We start from the raw sequence: 24,074 nt of genomic DNA on the forward strand, positions 1-24,074 counted from the left end.
TGTAATTTTAGGAACATCCATGAAGATATTCAAAAAAGTAGGGTACGTGTTGTTGACCCTCATCCTCCTGATTGTTATTTCAGGTTACGTATTCGTACAATTGCACAAACCTGATTATTCTGGCGAAAAAAAACTTCCAAAACTACATAACGAGGTACAGGTTTATTTTGACGAATATGGTGTGCCGCATATCTATGGGGAGACCGAAGAAGATGCCTTTAGGGCTTTGGGCTATGTGCATGCGCAGGACCGACTATGGCAAATGGAGCTGCTTCGCAGGATTGGAAGCGGTGGGCTCTCCCAAGTTTTTGGCAAGGATTTGATCGGTACGGATAAGTTCTTTCTTTCTTTGGGAATCGATGAGGCATCGGAAAAGGCCGTTTCCAAATTGGATATGAACGGTGATGCAGCTACCATAATGCAAGCCTATTTGGACGGACTCAATCAGTTTGTGGAAGAAGGCCCAACACCCATAGAATTTTATCTGACAGGAATCGATAAGACCGAGTTTACGATTACCGATGTGTACAATATCATGGGGTATATGGCCTTCAGTTTTGCCATGGGGCATAAAACCGATCCACTGCTGAGCAATATAAAGGACAAACTAGGCCCCGAATATTTAAAAGATTTGGCAATACATTCCGATACCAGCACAGTATGGATCAAGAACTATAAAAACAACCCAGTGGATTCCGTTGGAAATTCCGTAACAGCTTTAGTAACCGAAGCACTTGGAAAAGTAAACCTTCCGCTGTTCGAGGGCAGTAACAGTTGGGTCTTGGCGCCTGCAAAGACCAAAAACGGGAAGGTTATTTTTGCGAATGATCCGCATATTGGCTTTGCACAACCATCGGTTTGGTACGAAGCCCATGTGGAAACACCTACCTATTCAAAATACGGCTACCATATTGCGGGCATTCCGTTTCCGGTCTTGGGGCACAATCGGGATATCGCCTATGGGATGACCATGTTCGAAAACGACGATGTGGATTTTTACTTTGAGGAAAACAATCCCGAAAATGCCGATCAGTATCGCCTAAACGGTACTTGGGCGGATTATGAATCGGTAACAAAAACGATTAAGGTGAAGGATTCGTCGGATATCAAATTCACTTTTAAGAAATCGGTACACGGACCCATCCTAAACGGGATTGCCGATCAAATCCAAGGCGAACGTCCCATATCCATGTATTGGGTATACACCCAAGACGAAAATACCGTGGTGGATGCGTTTTACGAAATTAGCCATGCCACGAATCTTGGCGAGTTTACATCGGCCTTGCCAAAAATACATGCGCCCGGACTCAATATCATGTATGGCGATGCAGAAGGCAATATTGGCTGGTTCGCCACCGCAAAACTTTGGCAGGTTCCGGATAGTGTAAATACAAAACTGGTTTTTGACGCGAGCAATAAACCTAGCGATACAAGGGAATTCTTGGATTTTGAAAAAAATCCGCAAGCGGTGAACCCGCCATGGAACTATGTGTACTCTGCAAACAACCAGCCAGATTCCATTTCAGGGATGTTATATCCCGGCTATTATTTGCCCGAAAATAGGGCCAAGCGTATCGTTCAATTGTTGGACCCTAAAAGCGATTGGGACAAGAACGATGTTTCCAGTATGATTTTGGATGTAAACTCGCCGGTACATTTGGAAATTGCCCAAGACCTGATGGGTGCCATAAAAATTAAGGAGGTATCTGACAAGGAAACCAAGGTTTTAGATGCGCTAAAAGCCTGGGATGGAATATACACCCTGGACAACGAAGGCGGAACGATATACACACGTTGGGTATATCAGGTTCTGGAAAATATTTTTGAGGATGAATTGGGCGCGGAACAATTTGAACAATTGTTAGCTACGCACGTTTTAAAGCGAACCATAGCGCCTATCATCGAGAGTGATACGTCCGTTTGGTGGGACGATGTTTCAACTCCTGAAATCTTGGAACAAAGAAGTGATATAATCAAAAAATCATTAGTGGAGGCCATTGGCTCTTTAGAATCCGACTTTGGGCCCGATATTGCCCAATGGACATGGAACAAGGTGCATACCTTGGAACATGGCCATCCCATTGGTCAGGTAGATGCATTACGGTCATTATTCAATGTGGGACCCTTTCCTATTGAAGGAACACGTGAGGTTATCAATAATTTGGCCTTTCCTTATGATAGCACAGGATTGTACAAAGTTAGTTCCGGCCCTTCCACAAGACGGATCGTCGATTTCTCCGATGTTGAAAATAGCATCAGTATCCTGCCAACAGGTCAGTCCGGCAATCCATTTAGTGAACACTATAAGGACCAAGCGGAGATGTATGTCAATGGGGAATTTAGAAAAATGATGATGAATGAGGAGGAGATCCGATCTACTAAAAAGTCGGTGCTAATTTTCTCTCCAAATTGATGTGTGAAGTTATTTGGCAAAAAATTTTTAGGACGCCTAACTAGCTTTAAGAGATGTATAGCGATTTACATTTTTAAAAATACGAAATTTTGGATTTGGGTGTTGTCCAACTCTTAAAAGTAAATTTTTGAGGGTATTAAATTATTATTATGTGATTTTCCGTTCGGAAATTCAGGTGTTGGCGGTATTACAAATAAATTTCCCTTATTTTTAAGAAAACCAATCCCATCAAATGACCTTACTTTCGTACTATAGATTGCCATCCTCGCTTTATTTTTCCTTTCTTTTAATGGGACTTTGTTTTTGTGCCTTTGGGCAAGAAACATCTTTGGTTTCTGGAAATTATACAAACACATCGCTCAAGGATGTCTTTTTGGATTTGGAATCCAAGACGGATTATAAGTTTTATTTTTTGGAAGAAGGAATGGATCAAGAAAAGGTAACCCTCAATGTTTCTTCAAGGGAATTGGATGAGGTTTTAAACGAGGTCTTGGCTTCTACTAGTTATAACTATTACATAAAAGAGGATGAAAAACGGATATTCATCATCAAAAATGCCATTATTTATGATGAATTGCCCGATGGATTTTTTAAGGATCCAACAAAAGAAGAAGCGGACAGTTCAATTGGGCAAAGGTCAAATGCCCCGCCTCCAACTTTTTACAATGAAGAGGTACGGCCAACCGCCAAAAGATATCCCCTTGTGCGGATTGGAAAGTCGGACCCCAACAACCTGCGGCCGGAGTACACCTTATCTGGAAAAGCTATAAACGTTGTAAGTGGTGAAGCTGTTCCTGATTTGACCATCCGTGTTAAGAATGGAGATGGTTTTGTCATAACGGATGGGGATGGCAATTTTTCGATCCAATTGTCCTCGGGATATAATGTTTTGGTCGTTAGGGCCATGGGTATAGCTTCTACGGAACGTGAAGTAATCATGTACAATGACGGTAATTTGGATTTGATGTTGGAGGAGGGACTGCAACAATTGGATGAAGTAGTAGTGCAGGCAGACGCGGCAAGGAACGTTGAAGATGCCGATACCGGAAGTGAGCAAATAGATTCCGAGGCTTCCAAAAATATACCCTTGGTATTGGGAGAACGCGATATTTTACAGGTTGCTAAGGCTCTTCCCGGTATTTCTTCCGCGGGTGAGGGAGCAACCGGGTTAAACGTGCGCGGCGGTAAAACGGACCAAAACCTGGTACTTTTAGATGATGCGGTCATCTACAATCCGCAACATTTTTTCGGAATTTTTCAAGCATTGAATCCATTCACTACAAAAGGCGTCAACATTTACAAAGGTGCAATGCCCGTAGAATATGGTGGTCGTTTATCCTCGGTTTTTGACATACGGACCAAAAACGGAAATGTGGAGAAATTGGCAGGAGAAGGATCCATAGGTCCGGTTACCGGTAATCTGGCTCTTGAGATTCCCATAGTTAAGGAAAAATCCTCCCTTGTGGTTGGGGGACGAGGTGCCTATGCCGATTGGATTTTACGCTCTTTGGACGAACCTTCCTTGAATAATAGCAATGCCAGTTTTTTTGACGGCATTCTAAAATATCACCACAATATCAATGACAATAACGAGGTAAAGGCAACGGCATATTATAGTCGGGACGCCTTTAGTATTACTTCGGACTCACTTTACAATTATGATAATAGGTTGTTTTCGTTGAGATGGGACAGAAAAATGGGCGAGAGGACGACAACGGCCATGGTGCTGGGCAATAGTAATTATGGTTTTGGAATCGATTTTGACGGACAGGCAAACACGGATTTTAACCTGGATTATAGTATTAATGAAACAGAGTTCAAATATAAGTTTAGGACCCTACTGAATGAAAGGAATACACTGGATTATGGTATTTCGGCAAAATATTATTCGGTCAACCCTGGAAGTATTCGCCCGGACGGGAATGAATCAAATATTAGCACAATAAGAATTGATAAGGAACAAGCTTTGGAAGGGGCGCTGTTTTTGGGGGATGAATTCAAATTAAGTGAAAAGTTTTTATTGGATGTAGGGGTGAGGTATGCCTTTTTTGCCGCTTTGGGTCCGGGAACCCAGCAGCGCTATCAAGAAGGACTCCCTAAAAATGAATCCACCGTACAGGAGACCCTAATCTATGATGGGGCGGAAATAATAAAAACCTACGGTGGACCTGAGGCCCGGGTTTCGGCAAGGTATCTTTTTACACCTGATTTTTCCATTAAGGCCAGCTTTAATAATTCGTATCAGTTCCTACATACGCTTTCTAACAATACCACTGTGTCCCCCATAGATACTTGGAAGCTTTCTGATTTGAATATTTCTCCCCAAACAGGGTATCAAGCCTCATTGGGCCTTTACAAGAACTTTAAGGAAAATGAATATGAATTGAGCTTGGAGGGATATTACAAGGGAATGGACAATGTGCTGGACTTTAAGACGGGGGCCGACCTGTTTCTGAACGAGAACGTGGAGACCGAAGTACTGCAAGGGGAAGGCAAAGCGTACGGAGTGGAATTTTTGGCAAAGAAGAATCGGGGTAATCTAAATGGGTGGCTTAGTTATACCTATTCCAGATCATTGTATCGTTTTGATAGTGAATTCAGTGAGGAACGAATCAATAACGGCGAATTTTTCCCGTCCAATTTTGATAGGCCTCATGATGTAAGTGTTATCACCAATTATCGTATCACCAGAAGGTATAGCATATCGGCCAACTTTGTATACCAAACAGGACGGCCGGTTACTTATCCCATTGGCACCTTTCGTTTTAACAATGCCGATTTTGTGGCCTTTAGTGACAGAAACGAATTCCGTATTCCTGACTTTTATAGGTTGGATTTAGGGTTGAATATCGAAGGGAACCACAAGAAAAACAAACTCGCCCATAGTTTTGTAACCATATCGGTATATAATGTCTTGGGAAGGAACAATCCCTATTCGGTATTCTTTGTGACGGAAAATGGTGAGGTAAAGGCGTTGCAAAGTTCCATATTTGCTATCCCCATACCATCTATTACCTATAATTTTAAGTTTTAACCAATGATTAAGAGCAAACGTTTTTACATTTTTTTGGTTTTCGTAGGTCTTTTGACGGTATGCTGTACTGAAGAAGTGGACCTGGGCCTTGAAAACAATGCAGGAGTACTGGACATTTTGGTGGTCGAAGCGACGATTACGAATGAGTTTAAGAATCATCGGGTTAACCTAAGTAGGATGGACACCATATTGGATACCCAGATAGATTCTACTTTTAATCCTTTTACACCAGTGAGGGACATTGATAGGGATTTAGTGAAATATGAGCGGAACGCCCGCGTATCGGTAGAGAACGCTATAGGCACCGCATACAATTTCGATGAAATAAGTCCGGGCATATATGAATCTGTAGAACCTTTTGCAGCAGTAGAGGGCCAGAGCTATACCTTGAATATTTTGACTGCCGATGGGAAAACGTATACTTCTGAACCTATGGTCATTGAAGGTTTCTTGGACGTCGACCAGTTATATGCGGAGCGGATGACCAACAATGATGGTGAAGAGGGAATCGGGATTTTTATTGACAACGGCCAGGGTTCGGGATCTGTCAACAATCTACGGTTCAGTTATGATGAGACCTATAAAATCGTTGCCCCTTTTTGGGACGAAAGCGATTTTAAACTTTCCAATTATGACCCCTGCGCACTTCCCGTACCCACCTATGAACTTGAAATAGTGCCTCGTGAGACAGAACAGCAGGTCTGCTATGGGAACCAGGTTTCCAATAGTATCATACTTGCTGAAAACAATACAGTGAATAGTACCGGTTTTAACAGGTACATGATCCGGTTCCTAGATCAGGACGATTTTATGATCTCGCACCGATACAGTATCGAGGTGACCCAGATGGTCACGGGTAGCGAGTCCTTCGGGTTTTATGAAAAACTGAGGAACTTCAGTCAGTCCGGAAATGTTTTTTCCCAGGTACAGCCCGGTTTTATCGAGGGGAACATCACTTCGGCAAATGGAGACCGGGATAGGGTCATCGGTTTTTTCGATGTGGTTTCGGTATCCAAGGAAAGAATCTTTTTTGATTATATGGACTTTTTCCCAGACAGGGATCTGCCTCCCTATGTTTTTAACTGTTTGGAGCAATCCACCAATGAATCGCATGTATCCTATTGCTATACAGGGCCGCAGGGCCCCAATCCGTGTCCCCAATCGATTATAGAACAAGTGAATTTAGGGCTTATCAGTTATGCAGGTCCTAATACGGAAGATATAGGTCCATGTCCCAGTGAATACATTTATGTTCCTAGGATCTGTGGTGATTGTACGGTTTTGGGAAGCAATGTAAAACCGGATTTTTGGATCGATTAAAATAAACAACCATGCGAAAAATACTTTTTTTGAATTTAATTCTGGCCTGCTGTTGCTTTGGCGTTTCGGCGCAGTATGTTATTAAGGACGGCAGCGAGCTTTTAAGTCTGCAACAGCTTCCTCAAGAAAAGGCTTATGTGGATCATACAGGCCCCTTGGTATTCTCAGGGGAGTATTTGTTTTATGCCTTTTATTGCTTCAATGCCCAAAACAACAATCCATCGAACATCAGTCGGGTAGGTTATGTAGTATTGGTTAATGAGGAAAAAGAACAAATATTCGAACACAAACTAAATTTGGATAAAGGACTTGCTCAAGGTGATTTTTTTGTAAGTACGGACATTCCATCCGGACGATACAAGTTGTTGGCCTATACCCAATGGATGCGAAATGGTGGTTTTGATCAGATATATACGGATGATATCATCATTATCAACCCTTACTTGACCGATCAATCAGCCATATTGACTGGTTCAAGCGAGGAAACTAGTACAGCCAATTTAAGAACTGAAAATTTTCCATCTGGACAAATGGATTCCGCTACAGTGTCGGTCCGGCTAGAAAAAGAAATCTACGGAACACGTGAAAAAGTTCGTTTATCGGTAAACAACTACAAAGGACCTTCCGGTTATGGCATTTATACCTTAAAAGTCAAAAAGAAGGAGGAGAAACCCGTTAAACCTTATTTAAACGCCACGCAATACGCCAAGGATTTCTTCAATGCAGATAAACAAATAAAACAGCGAGTAGGTGATTCCATTTTTTTGCCGGAGCAACGGGGAGAGCTATTCTTTGGTTCCGTTCAGGATAATGAAACAAAACTGCCGGTTAAGGATATTCCTGTAATCATTTCTATTCCCGGAAAAGAGTTTATTTTGAAATTTGCCCAAACCGATGCACAAGGCAACTTTTATACCTATTTGAACAAAAAATATACGAATCCAATGGCCTTGGCACAAATTGAGGAGGAAAATAAGCTGTATTCCATAATAAAGGGTGAGGTAGCCAATTTAGATCTTTCAAATATTACTTTTTCCAAGTTTACGTTGTCAGATTCCTATGCGCCGTATATCAAGGAAAGAAGCGTATTAAATCAATTGGAGAATCAGTTCTTTACCGCAAAACCCGATTCCATTATAGCGAGTGACCCCATCGACCCTTTTGATGGTGGACTCCCTGAGGAAGTTTTCTTGGACGAATTCACTAGATTTCCAACGTTTGGGGAAACCTTGGTAGAAGTCGTCCAGTTTGCCGGGTACAGGTCGGGGGGCAAAGATCCCGATTATATCAAAATATCACAGGATTTCGAGACCTATAACGAAGAGTTAAATAGTTTTCCTGCCATAGTACTTATAGATGGTGTCTTTATACCCAATCACGAAAAAATAAAGTCCTATGATGCACGTAAAATCCAAAAAATAAGCCTAGTTCGCGACCAGTTTGTCTTGGGAGGAAAGCAATACCAAGGAATGATGTCCATTGAAACCTTTGAAGGGGATTATCTTGAAGAACATACCTATGGAAATTCCGTGGCGATTCCTTTGAAACTTCCCGTTGCCAAGAAAAATTATTTCAAACAGGATTATGATAATGAGACCGCCGATTTCTCGCGAATTCCGGATTATAGAGGACTGCTTTTATGGGAACCACATGTAAAAGTCGAGGCTAGCAACTATAATTTTGAGTTTTTCGCGTCGGATGTCGAGGGCGTTTTTGAAGTAATATTGAATGGATTTACTACCTATGGCAAACCAATAACGGTAGTCAAAGAGGTAACTGTTATGAAAACCAGCCAATAAGGGATATATTCGGCAAAATCTTTTATTTTTAGCCCAAACGAAGATTAAATGCTAACCAAAGTTTATGGCAGTGCCGTTTTTGGCGTGGAGGCCACTACCATTACCGTTGAAGTAAATATTGACAAGGGAATTGGCTACCATCTTGTGGGCCTTCCCGATAATGCCATCAAGGAAAGCAACTACAGGATTGCTGCCGCACTTCAAAACAATGGCTATAAAATTCCCGGAAAAAAGATTACCATCAATATGGCCCCGGCCGATTTGCGCAAGGAAGGCTCTGCTTACGACCTTACCTTGGCCTTGGGGATTTTGGCCGCATCGGGTCAAATACAATCCGAAGCTATTGAGAAATATATCATTATGGGCGAGCTTTCTCTGGATGGCAGTTTGCAGCCCATAAAAGGGGCCTTACCCATTGCCATAAAGGCCCAGGAAGAGGGTTTTGAGGGTTTTATCCTCCCGGCCGAAAATGCCAAGGAGGCCGCCATTGTTGGGAATCTAAAAGTTTTTGGCGTTGAGAATATCAAACAGGTCATCGACTTTTTTGATAAAGGCACACCGCTTGAACAGACCATCATCGATACGCGGGAGGAGTTTTACAAGAGTCTGGATTTTCCGGAATTCGATTTTTCCGATGTCAAGGGTCAGGAAAGTATCAAACGCTGTATGGAAATTGCCGCTGCGGGCGGACACAATATTATTTTGATAGGGCCTCCGGGTGCGGGAAAGACGATGCTCGCCAAACGTTTGCCCTCCATTCTACCGCCCATGACTTTGCACGAAGCCTTGGAAACGACTAAAATCCATAGCGTAGTGGGCAAGATTAAGAATTTGGGACTCATGAGCCAACGACCGTTCAGGAGTCCGCACCACACGATTTCAGATGTGGCCTTGGTAGGAGGCGGAGCCTATCCACAGCCTGGGGAGATTTCGCTTTCGCACAACGGGGTACTGTTTTTGGACGAACTGCCGGAATTCAAACGCGGGGTGTTGGAGGTGATGCGTCAGCCGTTGGAGGACAGGGAAGTGACTATTTCCCGGGCGAAATTCACGGTAACCTATCCCAGTAGTTTTATGTTGGTAGCCAGTATGAACCCAAGCCCCGGTGGGTATTTCAACGACCCCGATGCACCCGTAACTTCTTCACCCGCAGAAATGCAACGCTATCTGAGCAAGATTTCCGGTCCTTTGTTGGACCGAATCGATATCCATATCGAAGTGACGCCGGTTCCCTTTGAAAAACTTTCCGAGGACCGCAAAGGCGAGAGTAGTGTGGAAATTCGCAAACGGGTGACCAAGGCCAGGGAACTCCAAACCGCCCGATTCCAAAAACTGGAAAACGTGCATTACAATGCGCAGATGAACACGAAACAGATACGGGAATTCTGCAAATTGGATGATGCTTCAAAATCCTTGTTGAAAAATGCCATGGAGCGACTCAATCTATCCGCCCGTGCCTATGACCGCATCTTAAAAGTAGCCCGAACTATTGCCGACTTGGATAATGCCACCGATATCAACGGAAACCATATCAGTGAAGCCATTCAATATAGGAGTTTGGACCGTGAAGGTTGGTTGGGGTGATTTTTTTCTAAGTTTTTAGTTTCAAGTTTCTGGTTTCAAGTTTCTGGTTTCAAGTTTAGAGTTCAGAATTTAGAGTTCAGAGTTTGAAGTGGAATGTTTCTTTTGTCATGCTGAGCGCAGCGAAGCATCTGTTGAAAGCCTAAGAGATTCCTCATTGCTTCACCTACCGCCAAGCCAAGTTGAGAATGAACAGCACGGAAAACATTTCCGCGCGATCGGGTATTCACGAGTTCTAAAACTCGAGCCAACTGGGATGGGAAAGAATGGTATAGAAAAATTTTTGAGCTATATGGAACTTAGTTATTTCCAACTAAATATTGCTCCAAACCGAGTTCTAATAAAGGGTATTTAATGATTCTTTCTTCTCTAGGGTCACAATTGAAAAAGTTTTCAACACCGTAGTGATAATTTCTTGGTGTGTAGAAAAGATTAAAATCAAAATCCTTTCTAAGGATGTCATCGGTATACTTAAACCTAATTACAAAGTACAAATCGTCGTATGATTTAATTTGTTCTTTCTCAACCTGAAATTTAGCTTCTATGGAATTATATACCTGATTGTTTTCGGGTATAGACATGGATTTTTTCCATGTATTTCCCCTTGGCGATAAAAAAACATTCCTCCTTAACATATTTTCATCTGATACCAATATTAGGCATTTATATCTAACATTGTTAGCTACACGTCCCCCATAGTTTGTGAATGTAAATGAAACATTATAACCATCACCTTTAACATCTTTAGTTAGCTTAAAACTATTCCCCAGGACCCCTAAATTTGGCGAATCTTTAACTAGTTTTTGTTTTTCCAAATCAACAAGTTCTTTTGATTTTTCAACTGCTCTATTTAGTAAACCAATTTGAATATTAATACTGTCATTTATACCACCAATTAAGCTGTCAATTTTCAGAATTTCACTTTTGGTGGAGCCAATTGATTCAACAGCAGTATTAAGGTTTTCAATTATTTTGGCAGCTCTTAAACTATCTACTGTAATTAGACTGTCCCTTTTTTTTTCTAATTCTGCTTGTTGTATTGAATCACTAGTGGTGTCCCAAATAGTTAGAAGTATCAGTGGAAGAAATAAAAGAATTATCCAGAATTTTCTGGATTTGCGAATTTTTTTCCAATTTTTAGCTTCTTTTTTCTTGAAATCCCATATTTCAAGTAGAGCTACGGAAATTGATATAAGAGTAATTATGATTTTTAGCCAAGGGATATCTTTCATTTATCCATGTTGTATTTGCCGCTAAATGAATCCAAAACTTTTCTCTCGCTACCGATAGTTTGCAATTAGTGGTTTAATTTATCTTTAATAATTTGAATAATGCAAGCTTAAATTGAAATCACCCCATCACCCGCTTTAGCCCTTTATCAAAAGTCTTCATATTCTCCATAGTATATTTAGTAATACACGGGCGCTATACCAAACATAGTATACTGTGCTATGGGGTTATCTAAAAATTTTTAATCGACTTTTTCCCATATAGCGAATATATACAGATTTGTCCCTTCTCTGGGATATCGAAGAATCATTTCAGTATCTGAAATGCTAATTATATATTGACTAGTTAAATAAGTATTTTGAGGTGCAAAATATTGATTAGTAATAGATTGAAAATTGATTTCTCTATTGTCAACTTCAACCTTTGCTACCAAGGATTTACTATCACTGTCAAATTCACATTCGCCCGGCATCCATCCTATGAAAAAACCTTGCTCACCATTTTCTGTGTAATCATAAATATGAGTAGAACCACTCGGGCAATACCTTAAAATTCCTAATTGTGTTATATTTTTCTTTCCTTTAGAATCTGAAGTTTGATAGGAGCTTGCCAAGTACCATTTGCCTATTATACTTTCGAAGTTATATAAACCTAACTGATTGGAATCCTTTGAGCAACCATTTATTAAAATTGCAAAAATAAAAATCAAATATTTTTTCATTTGTCTAAAATATGACTGTTCAATATAATTATCAAAACAATATTTTGTTGCCCCAACTAGCGCGAGCATCTTTCTGCTCGTGCCGTCAACAGTAAGTGGCATACGCTATTCAAATAACAGCTTGGTTTCTATAGGATGATATGCACCGTTTAAACCCTGTAATTATCTGCCCTCCAATTTTTTATGAGCCTTTTAATTTCTTTGTTGGTCAAGTTTTCCTTTAAAGCTTTTTCTACAAAGGGTACAAACTCGGCATCGCTCGCAAAACGCAACGCTATAATTTGGGATACTGTCAGTTCTTTAGGGAATAATTTGCCCGTTAGTACATAATACCTCAAATTTTCTTCAGCTTTTATGGCCCTATCCTGTGTTTTTAAGGGAAAACTGCGTACATACCATGCCATAACTAAAAATATAACAGCGATAAGTACTACTAATGATGCTACATAGAGGTTGTCCCTACTGGTGTGAATAAGATTGCTTATAGCCCCAAATAATAAGGCTAGTATCGAAAGAAACAAGAGTCCATGGAACCCTTTTACAAGTTTAGCATGATTTTTAAAATTCTGTTCTTTCATTTTTTAGTTTGATTTAAGGATGTTCATAGTTTTAGTAACCAAGCTCGTGCGTTTTTGTAACTAGTGTTGGTTCTTCCATCGAGCATTAAATAGTGTTAAGCGCCATCTGGGGCATTATTCCAATAATGCCCATTCTTCTTCGGTGGCCTTGGATTTTTGATACTCCATGACCATGAGCCAACCATTATCCTTTTTAACGAGTAGGGCTTCAAAGTGCACGAATTGTTTTGGAGCTGTTTTTGAACTACCATCATTGGATTGGAAACCAAAAATTCCTGTTTCATGCGCCGTGTTTTCGTCACCCACACGCTGTGAAAAACGGAATTCCACCGTATTCTGTGTTTTTCCAGCCTTGGTGTCAATGAAACCTTGCTTCCAATTTGAAAGCGCTTTGGTAATAGCTATGGATGATTTGTTTTCGCCAGTAGTAAATACAACAACTGCATCCTCATGATACGTGGCTTTATAACCTTCAAAGTCACCCTCCCCGACCGTTCTGGAAACCTCGGCCCAAAAGGTGTCCAATTCCGCAATTCTTAGTGAATCGTTGGAAATTCTCATCGTACCCACCAAAGTATGGTCAGTGCTATTTGCATGAGTGGTGGCGACACTTATCATAAGCACTAGGCTAAGAAATAGTTGATTTTTCTTCATATGTATGGTTTATTTATTTTATCTATTTCCAGTTCCCCCAGCTACCGCCAATTTGTATCTAGTGGCCACATTCAGTTCTAAAAAGAAGGAAACTTCAAATGCAAGAAACATTGAAATTTAACCCATCACCCTCTTAAGCCCTTTATCAAAAGCCTTCATATCCTCCATGGTGCCGGTACTGATACGTGCCCATTCATTGAAGGGAGGGAAGGGCCTACCAATCAAGACGTTTTCCTTTTCCATGGCGGCCATCATGTCTCGGATGGGCCTACCGGTTTTAAAGAAGACAAAATTGGTGTGGGATTTTATGTAGGGCAATTCCAAATCGTCCAAGGTTTTATAAATGGCCTGCTTGCCCTCCATGTTTTTCGCCACGCTAAATTTGTAAAATTCATCGTCGTCCAAGGCATGCTTGGCCGCCTCAATGGCCAACACATTGGTCATGGCCATCACACTATTTTGCAATCGTTTCGCAATATCCGGGCGCGCTACCAAGTAGCCGATTCGCATCCCCGCAAGTCCGTAAACCTTGGAAAAGGTCTTGGAAACGATGACGTTCTTGCCTTGCTTCACTAGTTCCACCATAGAAGGGTAATCTGGTTCCGTGATAAAATCGTAATAGGCCTCATCGCTAAAGACCATGGCGGTATCACTGGTACGCTCGCAAAAGGATTTTAGGTCGTTTTTGTCCAAAAGGGTCCCGGTAGGATTGTTGGGATTACAGATAAAAATGAGTCGGGTTTTGCCATTGACCCGGTTTTCCATCTCCTTTAAATCGTGCTGCATGTTCTCGTCCACAGGAACCCGGTGTACATAGGCACCAAAGTTTTCGGCATAGGTCATCATGGACTGGAAGGTTGGATCTGCAGCGATAAGTTCCCCTCCGTTGAGTCCGTAGGTAAGACCCACGGCCTTGAGTCCTTCCGTAGAACCCCCCGTTACAACTATATGGTCCGTGGAAACACCTTCGGTCTCCGCAATTTTTTCCAATAGTGGCCTAAAGACCATGGAGGGATACCTACAAGCGTTATCAAAAGCAGCGGTTATGGCCTTCCTTACTTTTGGGGAAGGGCCAAAGGGGTTTTCGTTGCTGTTCAGCTTGGCAACATCCAACGTTGCAATGCTAGGTCTGTTTGCAGGGTTTGTGAATGCCAGGGCGTTGGCACCGCCCAACATAGTTAGTCCTCCGCCAAGGGCAAAGGTCTTTAGCCAGTTTCTTCGGTCTATGTGGTTCATACCTTTTGGATTTTTCCTAAAAGGTACAAAAAGATGGGGTTACTCGTTAATCGAGGATATTTTACCCAGATTATTCATTAGAAAATCTATTGCAGCTTGAAATGCCGGCAAATAAGCGCTTTGCTACCGTTTTCGGAATCACAATAGCACTGCTACGCCGATTCTTCCAAACCACTTTATTTTATTGGCCTTTCAACCCTCACGACGAAGTTCCAATGCATAATCCGGGTTTAATGAAGGTTAACTTACAATTTCAATCGCCCAGCATTTCAAGTTCCAAAGCAACTTAAAAAAAGGTTTTTATGAAAGAGTATTTGTTTAGAGGTTTTCCGCTACAACTGAAATTCCTCGTTGTTGTTGTCCTTTTTCTCCTTCTTTTCAGAATTAAAGATATCCTTTAGAATATAGGAGGTAACGATGGTGAGTCCGGTCGTAAGGGTGGGGATGGCGAATTCCCAATTTAAAAGCTGCATTAAACCACCGGCAATGATGGTCAGTACGCCCACGACCATAGCAAAATTCCAAGCTATCTCTACGAAGGTATTGGTCGATTTCCTATCGTGGTCCATAAAATAGGCCGTTCCTTCCATCGCGAACCATAGGATAAAGGAAAGTGCCGTACCTATTTGGAAAATTCCGGTATATGGGAAATCCAAGATCCGAAGCAGCCCATTGGTCGTCCAAAAAAGTACGAGTACCATTTTGATAAAGTCGACGGGTTTTTTTGGATTCTTTCTCGAAAACCGAATCCCATAAAGTACCAAGATGGCCAAAAAGGAGACCAAAATGATACCGCCGGCATAGGGCCAATGCACGATTCGCGTGAGCATTCCAACGATCAAACAGGCCAGTGCCACTCTGAGCGGCGTTTTTAATGTTTTGTTGGATGTGCTCATAACGAAGGTTTTTAGTTGATAACTTTTATGTTTGCCTTTAGGCCTTCCATGATTCCTATAATGTTCTTTATGGTCTCGTTCAAATAATACCGAACCAGAATATGCGGTATGCGTATGGTGGTAAAACCGTTCTTGAAGGAATGCATGGCCTCTTCCAAATTGTTTATGGCCTGTTCTTCCGTCAATTTATCATAGCCGCAGTCTATTTCAATATTCAATTTTACACGGGAAATGGCAATATCCACGGATTTCTTTCCATCCCACCATTCCAACATTCCCTGTACACCGGCCTCTTTAAGTCCGTAGTACAATTGAATGGCCTCCAAGGGCGTGTTGTTCTTTTGGATCAAGACCTTTATCAGTTCTTGATGATGGGCGCAAAGTTCCACGCCCACACTCTCTATGGCACTTTTATGGTCAAGATATCCAAGCTCTTTGTTACATTCTAAGCAAGTCATTAAGTAGGTTAAGTTTATTTTGTTTGGGATAGTAATAACAACGAAATTTTGGCTTTATTATCAAGTATCGACGTATGACCTCCGGATTTTAGACGAATGACATTTTTTTAGATAAACGGCATTTTGAAATGTTAAAATTGTTGTGAACTTCTATTTTTTGAAAGGGAGATTTTTAGGATAATTGAAGGTATCTTTAGCAAAACCGAAAATTTTCTGCCAAATGTTCAAAAAAATGGGTCCGGGAGTCCTTGTTGCGGCCGCCTTCATTGGTCCGGGAACGGTAACGGCCTGTACCTTGGCAGGGGTTTCCTTTGGATATGCCCTCTTGTGGGCCATGCTACTTTCGATAGTGGCTACGATGGTATTACAGGAAATGTCGGCCCGGTTGGGCATCATCACCCAAAAGGGATTGGCGGAAGTAATCAAACAGGAATTGGTAAATCCGTATATCCGAACGGGGGTGTTGGGTATTATCGTTTCGGCCATCGTCGTGGGCAATGCCGCCTACGAGGCGGGAAACATTGGTGGGGGGGCCTTAGGCCTCGAAGCCATTTTTGGAACTTCGTTTACGGGATACTATCCGTTCGTTATCGGGTTTTTGGCCTTTTTCCTATTATTTATCGGAAATTATAAAGTACTGGAAAAGGTATTCATATCCTTGGTAATCCTCATGAGCCTTTCCTTCGTCATTACGGCCCTGCTCACCAAACCTGATGTATTATTGATTTTGCAAGGGCTTTTTATTCCGAAGGTGGAAAATGAAAATATCCTAACCGTAATTGCGCTTGTTGGGACTACCGTAGTCCCGTACAATTTGTTTTTACACGCTTCCTTGGTAAGTGAAAAATGGAAATCGAAAACCGATTTGGAATATGCGAAGCGTGATACCTATATATCGATTGTCTTGGGCGGCATCGTTTCCATGTGTATTATTGTGGCGGCAGCTTCGGTAGATTTGATGCAGGTCGAAAGTGTCATGGACATGGCCAAGGCTTTGGAACCTTTGTACGGTACCAGTGCCCGATACTTCATTGGAATCGGACTTTTTGCCGCCGGGGTTACATCGGCCATTACCGCACCCTTGGCGGCGTCCTATGTTGCGGCCAATTGTTTTGGATGGAAGCAAGGACTGAAGGATACTAGATTCCGAATGGTTTGGATGGTCATTTTGGGCTTGGGCGTCTTCTTCCTTTCCTTCAATATCAAACCGATAGAAGTCATCAAATTCGCCCAAATTGCGAACGGAATCCTGCTGCCCATAATCGCCATTTTTCTGCTTTGGGTGGTGAACAGGGTCACCTTGATGGCCGATAACAAGAATACAGTAATGCAGAACCTTTTGGGAATTTCCATTGTGCTGATAGCTGTCTTTTTGGGAATAAAAAGTATTTTAAAGGTGTTGGAAGTAGTATGATGACGGAATATACCATAGATATCAACTGCGATGTAGGAGAGGGCGTGGCCAATGAAGCGAAGCTGTTTCCATACATTTCCAGTTGCAATATTGCCTGTGGGGGACATACGGGTGATCGGGATTCGATGCGGGAGACCCTTCGTTTGGCAAAAAAGTTTGGAGTTGGGATAGGGGCGCATCCCTCGTATCCGGACCGTGAAAATTTTGGAAGAAAATCACTTTCCATGGATGCCACGGAATTATCCCAAAGTATCAAAGATCAAATCCATCAGTTGGCATCGATCTGCAAAGAGGAAAAAGTTTCGATACAACATATCAAGCCCCACGGAGCGCTTTATAACGATTTGGCAAAGGACGGAGAATTGTCCCGTATCTTTTTGGATGCGATTCAGGAGTATAAATCTGAATTGGTAGTGTTCGTACCTTTTGATTCCGTCTTGGAAAAATTAGCGCTTAAGGAAGGGTTCCAAATAAAGGTGGAGGCTTTCGCCGATAGAAATTACACGGAAGAATTGACCCTCGTTCCAAGAACCCATCCCAATGCATTGATCACGGAACCCCTAGAGGTGTTGAACCATGTGGTGCGGATGGTCAAGGAGCGGCAGGTCAGGACCATAGCTAATACCTTTGAACCGATGCTTGCCCAAACCTATTGCGTGCATGGCGACACCCCGGAAGCTTTGCAAATATTGACGTATATTACGAAGGAATTACCAAAATATCAGATAGCCTTAAAAAGATGACGCATCCCCCAATTTCCTTAAAACCGTATGGAAGACACGCCATATTGATCGAATGGCCCAACGAGGTAAGCGAACATATTTTGGAAAGCATTTTGGATTTTGAGGACTTTCTCCTGAAGGATTGCCTCAAGGAAAAGGATTGGGAAACGATAACCGCCTACAATTCGCTCCTGTTGGTTCATCCCAAACTGGAAATCGACTTTCCAAAATTTATCCACTCCCTACAGGAATGGTATGACCGATCTAAGGGGCGCGTGGCTAGGGATAGGGTACTTTGGAAATTGCCTGTATGTTACGACAGGTCCTTTGGTATCGATTTGGAAGACGTCGCAAAGCGTTTGGATAAAAGTGTGGACGCGATTATCAAACTTCACACGGAAAATACATACACTGTATATGGTATCGGGTTCGTTCCTGGTTTTATGTATTTGGGCGGTGTGCCAGCGGAACTGGAGATCCCCAGAAAGGTGACCCCCAGATTAAAAGTGCAAAAAGGCTCCGTAGGTATCGCGTCAAAGCAAACGGGAATCTATCCGCAGGAATCCCCAGGTGGCTGGAACATAATCGGCAACTGTCCGGTGCCCTTGTTCGATAGGAATAAAAAGGACCCTTGTTTTGTGAACGTTGGGGATAAAATTCAGTTTCAACCCATTTCCATGGGCGAGTACGAACTACATAAAATCGAGGCCGAGGTGGGTATTTATAAACCAGAAAAAATACTATTGGATGCTTAAGGTTTTAAAAGCCGGATTTTTCACGAGCGTACAGGATTTGGGTCGGTTCCATCATCGTAAAAAAGGGGTTCCGGTATCGGGATGTATGGACCAGCAATCGGTTTACAAGGCCAATACCTTGTTGGAAAACGACGATCGTAGTGCCGTTTTGGAAATTACCATGACGGGCCCCACCTTGTTATTTGAAAAGGACACCTACATCGTTTTGGGAGGAGCACAGATTTCCGTGACCTTGAACAATGAACCCATCCAAAATTATAAAGTCTATCCCGTGAAGGAAGGGGATATCCTGTCCTATGGGAAACTTAAAAAGGGATTTAGAAGCTATTTGGCCTTAAAGGGCGGATTCAAAACGAAGGAAATATTGGGCAGCCGTTCCTTTTATGTTCCCATTACGAATGTAAATAGAATTGAGGAGGGTGATGAGGTTCCCTATGGGGAACACCGCAATTTTGCACCCAAAATTTCTGAATTGAAAGTGGATAGCTTTTTGGACGAGACCGTTTTGGAAGTCTATAAGGCCCCGGAATTCGATTTACTGACGGATAAACAACTGGAAAACCTCTTTTCACGGAAATTCACCGTCTCCAAGGAAAACAATCGTATGGCCTACCAACTGTCCGAAACCTTGGAAGCGCATCAACATAGCATTCTAACTTCGGCCACGTTACCGGGCACCATCCAGTTGACTCCATCGGGAAAGTTGATCGTGCTTATGAAGGACGGACAGACTACCGGTGGCTATCCAAGGATATTACAGCTTTCGGATAGGTCCATTTCCGTATTGGCACAAAAACGGGAAGGCAATATGGTATCCTTTAAATTTATTTAGTCGGGGGAAACGCCCTATTTGCCTGTAGCCCGCCATCGTTTTTAAAATAGTATTTTGGACGTATTGATTTTTTGCGTACTATTGTCCCATGATTATGAATAACGAAATTGTCATTGAGGTCGTCATTATTTCCAATAGGAAATGATATAGATTTTTCGTTGACTTAAAAAACCTGTATCAGAGCCATCCGATACAGGTTTTTTTATGTTTCCATTTGAAATCACCATGTATTGAATATGATAATAAAACAAAGGTTAAGTATCTGAAGGACAGTTTTTTAATTAATTTTTATGGGTATTGAATTTGAACCTGATTTAAATGTTAAAAAATGAACGCTTACTAAACTTATATCTTTGATATACGCCAACGTAAAAATAAAAGGAAGAAGACGAAAAAATGGAATTGAACAAGTATAGTAAAACTGTAACCCAAGACCCCACATTGCCAGCGGCACAGGCCATGCTACATGCCATTGGCCTAACAGATGATGATTTGAAGAAACCCCTGATCGGTATTGCAAGTACAGGTTATGAGGGGAATCCATGTAATATGCACTTAAACGATTTGGCGGTACATGTGAAGAAGGGTGCGGACAATGCAGGGTTGGTTGGTCTTATTTTCAATACCATTGGTGTGAGTGACGGTATTGCCAACGGAACCCCAGGGATGCGTTATTCCTTGGTTTCAAGGGATGTTATTGCCGATTCTATGGAAACGGTCGTAGAGGCCATGAGCTATGACGGATTGGTTACGGTGGTAGGATGTGACAAGAATATGCCGGGTGCCCTTATGGCGATGCTGCGTTTGAACAGGCCTTCCGTTTTGGTATATGGTGGGACGATTGCATCGGGATGTCATAATGGAAAAAAACTGGATATTATTTCCGCTTTTGAGGCCTATGGACAAAAAGTAGCCGGAAATATAGATGAAGAAGAATACAAGGAAGTTATCCACAAAGCGTGTCCGGGTGCAGGTGCCTGCGGTGGTATGTACACCGCGAACACCATGGCCTCGGCCATTGAGGCGTTGGGAATGTCTTTGCCATTCAACTCCTCGAACCCTGCCATCAGCGACGGAAACCTGAAGGAACAGGAATCCGTAAAGGCCGGGGAGGCGATGCGATTGTTGCTGGAACGAGATATCAAACCTTTGGACATCGTTACCAAAAAATCCTTGGAGAACGCTTTTAGATTGGTAACGGTTCTAGGTGGATCCACCAATGCCGTGCTCCACTTCTTGGCGATTGCCAAGGCCGCCCAGATAGAATTCACTTTGGAGGACTTTAAGAAAATAAGCGACAACACACCCTTGTTGGCCAATTTAAAACCGAGCGGAAAGTATTCCATGGAAGACCTTCATGGGGTAGGTGGTATTCCCGGAGTTTTAAAGTATATGTTGGATAACGAAATGTTGCACGGCGATTGCTTGACGGTTACTGGAAAGACGCTTGCCGAAAACCTAAAGGACGTACCCAACCTGATCGAGGGCCAGGACATTGTCCATACCTTGGACAATCCGATCAAAGAAACAGGGCATATTAGAATTCTGTTCGGGAATTTGGCTACGGAAGGTGCGGTCGCCAAGATTACGGGCAAGGAAGGACTGGCCTTTAAAGGAACCGCCAATGTCTTTGACAGCGAAACGGCCGTGAACGAAGGCATCAAGAACGGGAAGGTCAAAAAGGGCGATGTGGTGATTATTCGCTACGAAGGTCCCAAAGGGGCACCCGGAATGCCGGAGATGTTGAAACCTACTTCTTCCATCATGGGAGCGGGACTGGGCAAGGATGTCGCTTTGATTACGGATGGCCGTTTTTCGGGTGGATCGCACGGATTTGTGGTCGGCCACGTGTCACCGGAAGCACAGGTTGGAGGGAACATCGCATTGGTTCAGAATGGGGATATTATTTCCATTGACGCCGTGAACAATACCATTGATATTGAAATTTCCGATGCCGAACTGGAAGCGAGAAGGGCCAAATGGGTGGCACCGGAACTAAAGGCCAAAAGAGGAATGTTATACAAGTACGCCAGAAGTGTATCGTCCGCAGCAAACGGATGTGTAACGGACGAATTTTAATCAGGCGTATTTTTAATTGTTTGATATGGAAACATTGAAAGAAAAAAAGACAGCGCAGGAGACTGCAACATCCATGAAAATTAGTGGTGCGGAAGCCATCATCCATTGTTTGTTGGCGGAAGGGGTCGATTTGATCTATGGCTACCCGGGCGGGGCCATTATGCCTGTCTATGACGAACTATATAAATTCCAGGATAAGCTTACGCATATCCTAACAAGACATGAGCAAGGAGCGACCCATGCCGCGCAAGGGTACGCGAGGGTATCAGGAAGAGTAGGGGTGGCCATGGCGACATCAGGTCCGGGGGCCACCAACTTGGTAACGGGTCTGGCGGATGCCCAGATAGATTCCACGCCCTTGGTTTGTATCACGGGTCAGGTACCCCGACATTTGTTGGGTTCCGATGCCTTCCAGGAAACGGATATCATTGGTATTTCTACCCCCGTCACCAAGTGGAACTATCAGGTGACCAAGGCTTCCGAAATTCCGGAAATCATGGCCAAGGCCTTTTATATTGCCAAATCCGGCCGTCCGGGCCCGGTATTGGTGGATATTACCAAAAATGCCCAGTTTGACGAACTGGATTTCAGTTATACAAAATGTACGGGTGTACGAAGTTATAAGCCCGCACCAAAACCAAATCCTGAGGCTTTAAAACAGGCGGCGGATATGATCAATAACGCCAAAAAACCATTGATCGTTTGGGGCCAGGGCGTCATTCTTGGTAAGGCGGAGCAAGAGCTGAAGGAACTGGTGGAGAAAGCCGGGATTCCTGCTGCTTGGACCATCATGGGAGCATCGGCCTTGGATACCGATCACCCATTGAACGTGGGGATGGTTGGGATGCACGGGAACTATGGACCCAATATATTGACCAATGAATGCGATGTGCTGATCGCCATCGGGATGCGTTTTGACGATCGGGTAACAGGTCGATTGGAAGATTACGCAAAACAGGCAAAAGTCATCCATTTTGAGATCGACCCTGCCGAGGTCAATAAAAATGTCCATGCCGATGTGGCCGTGTTGGGCAATTCAAAGGAAACCTTGGGCCTGATTCTTCCTTTGATAAACTCCAATTCACACGAAAAATGGCATAACCTCTTCAAGGAAAAATATCAGATTGAGTATGATACGGTCATTAAAAATGACATTTATCCTACCAAGGAAGGTTTGACCATGGGCGAGGTAATCGAGGAAATCAATTTGGCTTCGGACCAAAAGGCGGTGATCGTTACGGATGTGGGCCAGCACCAGATGATCGGTTGTAGATATGCGAAATTCAAGGAATCCAAAAGTAATATTACGTCCGGTGGACTTGGAACCATGGGCTTTGCACTTCCAGCGGCCATCGGTGCCAAAATGGGTGCCATGGACAGGGAGGTAGTGGCCATCATAGGCGATGGGGGATACCAAATGACGATTCAGGAGTTGGGGGTTATTTTCCAACACAACGTTCCGGTGAAAATTGTGGTGTTGAATAACGACCACTTGGGAATGGTGCGCCAATGGCAAGAGCTGTTCTTTGACCGTAGATATGCTTCCACGGTCATGACGAATCCGGATTTTGTAAAGATTGCCGAAGGGTATCATATCCAAGCAAAAAGAGTAACCGAAAGAAAGGATTTGAAAAGTACGGTTCAGGAAATGATGGCTTCAAAAAATCCATATTTCTTGGAGGTAAAAGTTGAAAAGGAGGACAACGTTTTCCCGATGATTCCTTCCGGTGCAGCGGTGTCCGAGATACGATTGAAATAGTCTATGAACGATTCCAACGTCCTAGATATCCCAAAGGTTTACAAGGCACTACAGGATACATCCCATGCAATTGGGTTTACCATGCCATCGGATGTATATGTGGGGACCTTTTTAAAAACCTTGGTCAGTTCAAAACCTGGGGGAAGATTTTTGGAACTGGGGACCGGAATAGGCTTGAGTTTGTCATGGATCATTGATGGGCTGGATACGGAATCGGAACTAATTTCGGTAGATAATGATTCCCAATTGATTGAAATTGCCCGTTCCTTCTTTGGCGATGACGACCGGGTAACATTGATTTGTCAGGATGGGGCTAGATGGATCGAAAACTATAAAGGTGAAAAGTTCGATTTGATTTTTGCCGATGCATGGCCCGGAAAATACGGTCAGTTGGAAGAAACCTTGGCATTGTTGAAAATCGGTGGTTTTTATGTCATCGACGATATGTTGGCGCAGCCCAATTGGCCAGAAGGACACGACAAAAATGTGGAGGCATTGGTGGAGCATTTGGAAAGTAGGGAGGACATAACCTTGACAAAAATGAATTGGTCAACGGGAATCGTGTTGGCCGTAAAAATAAAATAAGGAAGGAC

19 protein-coding genes are annotated in these 24,074 nt (G+C 42.8%); 12 read left to right on the top strand and 7 right to left on the bottom strand.

What is annotated here, in order from left to right; genetic code table 11:
- Positions 1 to 19: 19 nt before the first annotated feature.
- The 5 genes from FEK29_RS10650 to FEK29_RS10670 all read left to right on the top strand — a co-directional run bounded on the left by FEK29_RS10650 (position 20) and on the right by FEK29_RS10670 (position 10,150).
- Positions 20 to 2,413, top strand: coding sequence for a penicillin acylase family protein (locus FEK29_RS10650; RefSeq protein ID WP_138258419.1), 2,394 nt, complete (start codon positions 20 to 22; stop codon positions 2,411 to 2,413).
- A 232-nt stretch (positions 2,414 to 2,645) separates the two neighbouring features.
- A complete protein-coding gene (locus FEK29_RS10655) occupies positions 2,646 to 5,447 on the top strand; it encodes a TonB-dependent receptor (protein ID WP_240042730.1) in 2,802 nt (933 codons plus the stop codon).
- 3 nt (positions 5,448 to 5,450) lie between these two features.
- Positions 5,451 to 6,767 carry a DUF4249 domain-containing protein gene (locus tag FEK29_RS10660; RefSeq protein WP_138258420.1) on the top strand — a complete coding sequence of 439 codons (1,317 nt, stop codon included), beginning with the start codon at positions 5,451 to 5,453 and terminating at the stop codon, positions 6,765 to 6,767.
- A gap of 11 nt (positions 6,768 to 6,778) precedes the next feature.
- Complete coding sequence (locus tag FEK29_RS10665; protein ID WP_138258421.1) at positions 6,779 to 8,566, top strand: hypothetical protein; 1,788 nt, start codon at positions 6,779 to 6,781, stop codon at positions 8,564 to 8,566.
- 48 nt (positions 8,567 to 8,614) lie between these two features.
- Positions 8,615 to 10,150, top strand: coding sequence for a YifB family Mg chelatase-like AAA ATPase (locus tag FEK29_RS10670; protein WP_138258422.1), 1,536 nt, complete (start codon positions 8,615 to 8,617; stop codon positions 10,148 to 10,150).
- Between the two features lie 296 nt (positions 10,151 to 10,446).
- Here the strand turns inward: FEK29_RS10670 and FEK29_RS10675 are convergent, their stop codons facing one another.
- From FEK29_RS10675 to FEK29_RS10705, 7 genes are all read right to left on the bottom strand, one after another.
- Entirely contained in the window at positions 10,447 to 11,379 is a 933-nt protein-coding gene (locus FEK29_RS10675) for a hypothetical protein (RefSeq protein ID WP_138258423.1), read from the bottom strand.
- 239 nt (positions 11,380 to 11,618) lie between these two features.
- The gene (locus FEK29_RS10680; RefSeq protein WP_138258424.1) at positions 11,619 to 12,098 is read right to left on the bottom strand and encodes a hypothetical protein; all 480 of its coding nucleotides are present in this window, start codon (positions 12,096 to 12,098) and stop codon (positions 11,619 to 11,621) included.
- A 149-nt stretch (positions 12,099 to 12,247) separates the two neighbouring features.
- Positions 12,248 to 12,676 (bottom strand): DUF6526 family protein, encoded by a 429-nt coding sequence (locus FEK29_RS10685; RefSeq protein ID WP_138258425.1) that lies wholly within the window; start codon positions 12,674 to 12,676, stop codon positions 12,248 to 12,250.
- A 114-nt stretch (positions 12,677 to 12,790) separates the two neighbouring features.
- Positions 12,791 to 13,330 carry a nuclear transport factor 2 family protein gene (locus FEK29_RS10690; RefSeq protein WP_138258426.1) on the bottom strand — a complete coding sequence of 180 codons (540 nt, stop codon included), beginning with the start codon at positions 13,328 to 13,330 and terminating at the stop codon, positions 12,791 to 12,793.
- Positions 13,331 to 13,447: 117 nt separating this feature from the next.
- Positions 13,448 to 14,566: a pyridoxal phosphate-dependent aminotransferase gene (locus tag FEK29_RS10695; RefSeq protein WP_138258427.1), complete on the bottom strand. Its 1,119-nt coding sequence runs from the start codon at positions 14,564 to 14,566 to the stop codon at positions 13,448 to 13,450.
- Between the two features lie 332 nt (positions 14,567 to 14,898).
- A complete protein-coding gene (locus tag FEK29_RS10700) occupies positions 14,899 to 15,462 on the bottom strand; it encodes a hypothetical protein (protein WP_138258428.1) in 564 nt (187 codons plus the stop codon).
- Positions 15,463 to 15,473: 11 nt separating this feature from the next.
- The gene (locus FEK29_RS10705) at positions 15,474 to 15,920 is read right to left on the bottom strand and encodes a hypothetical protein (protein ID WP_138258429.1); all 447 of its coding nucleotides are present in this window, start codon (positions 15,918 to 15,920) and stop codon (positions 15,474 to 15,476) included.
- 220 nt (positions 15,921 to 16,140) lie between these two features.
- Between FEK29_RS10705 and FEK29_RS10710 the strand changes: the two genes are divergently transcribed.
- The 7 genes from FEK29_RS10710 (at position 16,141) to FEK29_RS10740 (ending at position 24,066) form a co-directional block, all read left to right on the top strand.
- Positions 16,141 to 17,334, top strand: coding sequence for an Nramp family divalent metal transporter (locus FEK29_RS10710; protein WP_138258430.1), 1,194 nt, complete (start codon positions 16,141 to 16,143; stop codon positions 17,332 to 17,334).
- The gene (gene pxpA, locus FEK29_RS10715; protein WP_138258431.1) at positions 17,331 to 18,077 is read left to right on the top strand and encodes a 5-oxoprolinase subunit PxpA; all 747 of its coding nucleotides are present in this window, start codon (positions 17,331 to 17,333) and stop codon (positions 18,075 to 18,077) included. The genes FEK29_RS10710 and pxpA overlap by 4 nt, the downstream gene beginning before the upstream one ends.
- Positions 18,074 to 18,811 (top strand): 5-oxoprolinase subunit PxpB, encoded by a 738-nt coding sequence (gene pxpB, locus FEK29_RS10720; RefSeq protein ID WP_138258432.1) that lies wholly within the window; start codon positions 18,074 to 18,076, stop codon positions 18,809 to 18,811. Before pxpA ends, pxpB begins: the two co-directional genes overlap by 4 nt.
- The gene (locus FEK29_RS10725; RefSeq protein WP_138258433.1) at positions 18,804 to 19,643 is read left to right on the top strand and encodes a 5-oxoprolinase subunit C family protein; all 840 of its coding nucleotides are present in this window, start codon (positions 18,804 to 18,806) and stop codon (positions 19,641 to 19,643) included. Before pxpB ends, FEK29_RS10725 begins: the two co-directional genes overlap by 8 nt.
- A 396-nt stretch (positions 19,644 to 20,039) precedes the next feature.
- Positions 20,040 to 21,722 (top strand): dihydroxy-acid dehydratase, encoded by a 1,683-nt coding sequence (gene ilvD, locus FEK29_RS10730; protein ID WP_138258434.1) that lies wholly within the window; start codon positions 20,040 to 20,042, stop codon positions 21,720 to 21,722.
- Between the two features lie 25 nt (positions 21,723 to 21,747).
- Positions 21,748 to 23,481, top strand: a complete 1,734-nt coding sequence (gene ilvB / locus FEK29_RS10735) for a biosynthetic-type acetolactate synthase large subunit (protein WP_138258435.1) — start codon at positions 21,748 to 21,750, stop codon at positions 23,479 to 23,481.
- A 3-nt stretch (positions 23,482 to 23,484) separates the two neighbouring features.
- Positions 23,485 to 24,066: an O-methyltransferase gene (locus tag FEK29_RS10740; RefSeq protein ID WP_138258436.1), complete on the top strand. Its 582-nt coding sequence runs from the start codon at positions 23,485 to 23,487 to the stop codon at positions 24,064 to 24,066.
- Positions 24,067 to 24,074 lie beyond the last annotated feature (8 nt).

Source organism: Maribacter aurantiacus, assembly GCF_005780245.1.
In the GTDB taxonomy this organism is placed as follows: Bacteria; Bacteroidota; Bacteroidia; order Flavobacteriales; family Flavobacteriaceae; genus Maribacter; species Maribacter flavus.

Bases quoted from the DNA above. Each gene is read 5' to 3' on its own strand.
- pxpB (WP_138258432.1), top strand. From the start codon at position 18,074: ATGACGCATCCCCCAATTTCCTTAAAACCGTATGGAAGACACGCCATA.
- FEK29_RS10700 (WP_138258428.1), bottom strand. From the start codon at position 15,462: ATGAGCACATCCAACAAAACATTAAAAACGCCGCTCAGAGTGGCACTG.
- FEK29_RS10675 (WP_138258423.1), bottom strand. From the start codon at position 11,379: ATGAAAGATATCCCTTGGCTAAAAATCATAATTACTCTTATATCAATT.
- pxpA (WP_138258431.1), top strand. From the start codon at position 17,331: ATGATGACGGAATATACCATAGATATCAACTGCGATGTAGGAGAGGGC.
- FEK29_RS10695 (WP_138258427.1), bottom strand. From the start codon at position 14,566: ATGAACCACATAGACCGAAGAAACTGGCTAAAGACCTTTGCCCTTGGC.
- FEK29_RS10690 (WP_138258426.1), bottom strand. From the start codon at position 13,330: ATGAAGAAAAATCAACTATTTCTTAGCCTAGTGCTTATGATAAGTGTC.
- FEK29_RS10670 (WP_138258422.1), top strand. From the start codon at position 8,615: ATGCTAACCAAAGTTTATGGCAGTGCCGTTTTTGGCGTGGAGGCCACT.
- FEK29_RS10680 (WP_138258424.1), bottom strand. From the start codon at position 12,098: ATGAAAAAATATTTGATTTTTATTTTTGCAATTTTAATAAATGGTTGC.
- FEK29_RS10660 (WP_138258420.1), top strand. From the start codon at position 5,451: ATGATTAAGAGCAAACGTTTTTACATTTTTTTGGTTTTCGTAGGTCTT.
- FEK29_RS10650 (WP_138258419.1), top strand. From the start codon at position 20: ATGAAGATATTCAAAAAAGTAGGGTACGTGTTGTTGACCCTCATCCTC.
- FEK29_RS10725 (WP_138258433.1), top strand. From the start codon at position 18,804: ATGCTTAAGGTTTTAAAAGCCGGATTTTTCACGAGCGTACAGGATTTG.
- FEK29_RS10710 (WP_138258430.1), top strand. From the start codon at position 16,141: ATGTTCAAAAAAATGGGTCCGGGAGTCCTTGTTGCGGCCGCCTTCATT.
- FEK29_RS10665 (WP_138258421.1), top strand. From the start codon at position 6,779: ATGCGAAAAATACTTTTTTTGAATTTAATTCTGGCCTGCTGTTGCTTT.
- FEK29_RS10655 (WP_240042730.1), top strand. From the start codon at position 2,646: ATGACCTTACTTTCGTACTATAGATTGCCATCCTCGCTTTATTTTTCC.
- ilvB (WP_138258435.1), top strand. From the start codon at position 21,748: ATGGAAACATTGAAAGAAAAAAAGACAGCGCAGGAGACTGCAACATCC.
- ilvD (WP_138258434.1), top strand. From the start codon at position 20,040: ATGGAATTGAACAAGTATAGTAAAACTGTAACCCAAGACCCCACATTG.
- FEK29_RS10705 (WP_138258429.1), bottom strand. From the start codon at position 15,920: ATGACTTGCTTAGAATGTAACAAAGAGCTTGGATATCTTGACCATAAA.
- FEK29_RS10685 (WP_138258425.1), bottom strand. From the start codon at position 12,676: ATGAAAGAACAGAATTTTAAAAATCATGCTAAACTTGTAAAAGGGTTC.
- FEK29_RS10740 (WP_138258436.1), top strand. From the start codon at position 23,485: ATGAACGATTCCAACGTCCTAGATATCCCAAAGGTTTACAAGGCACTA.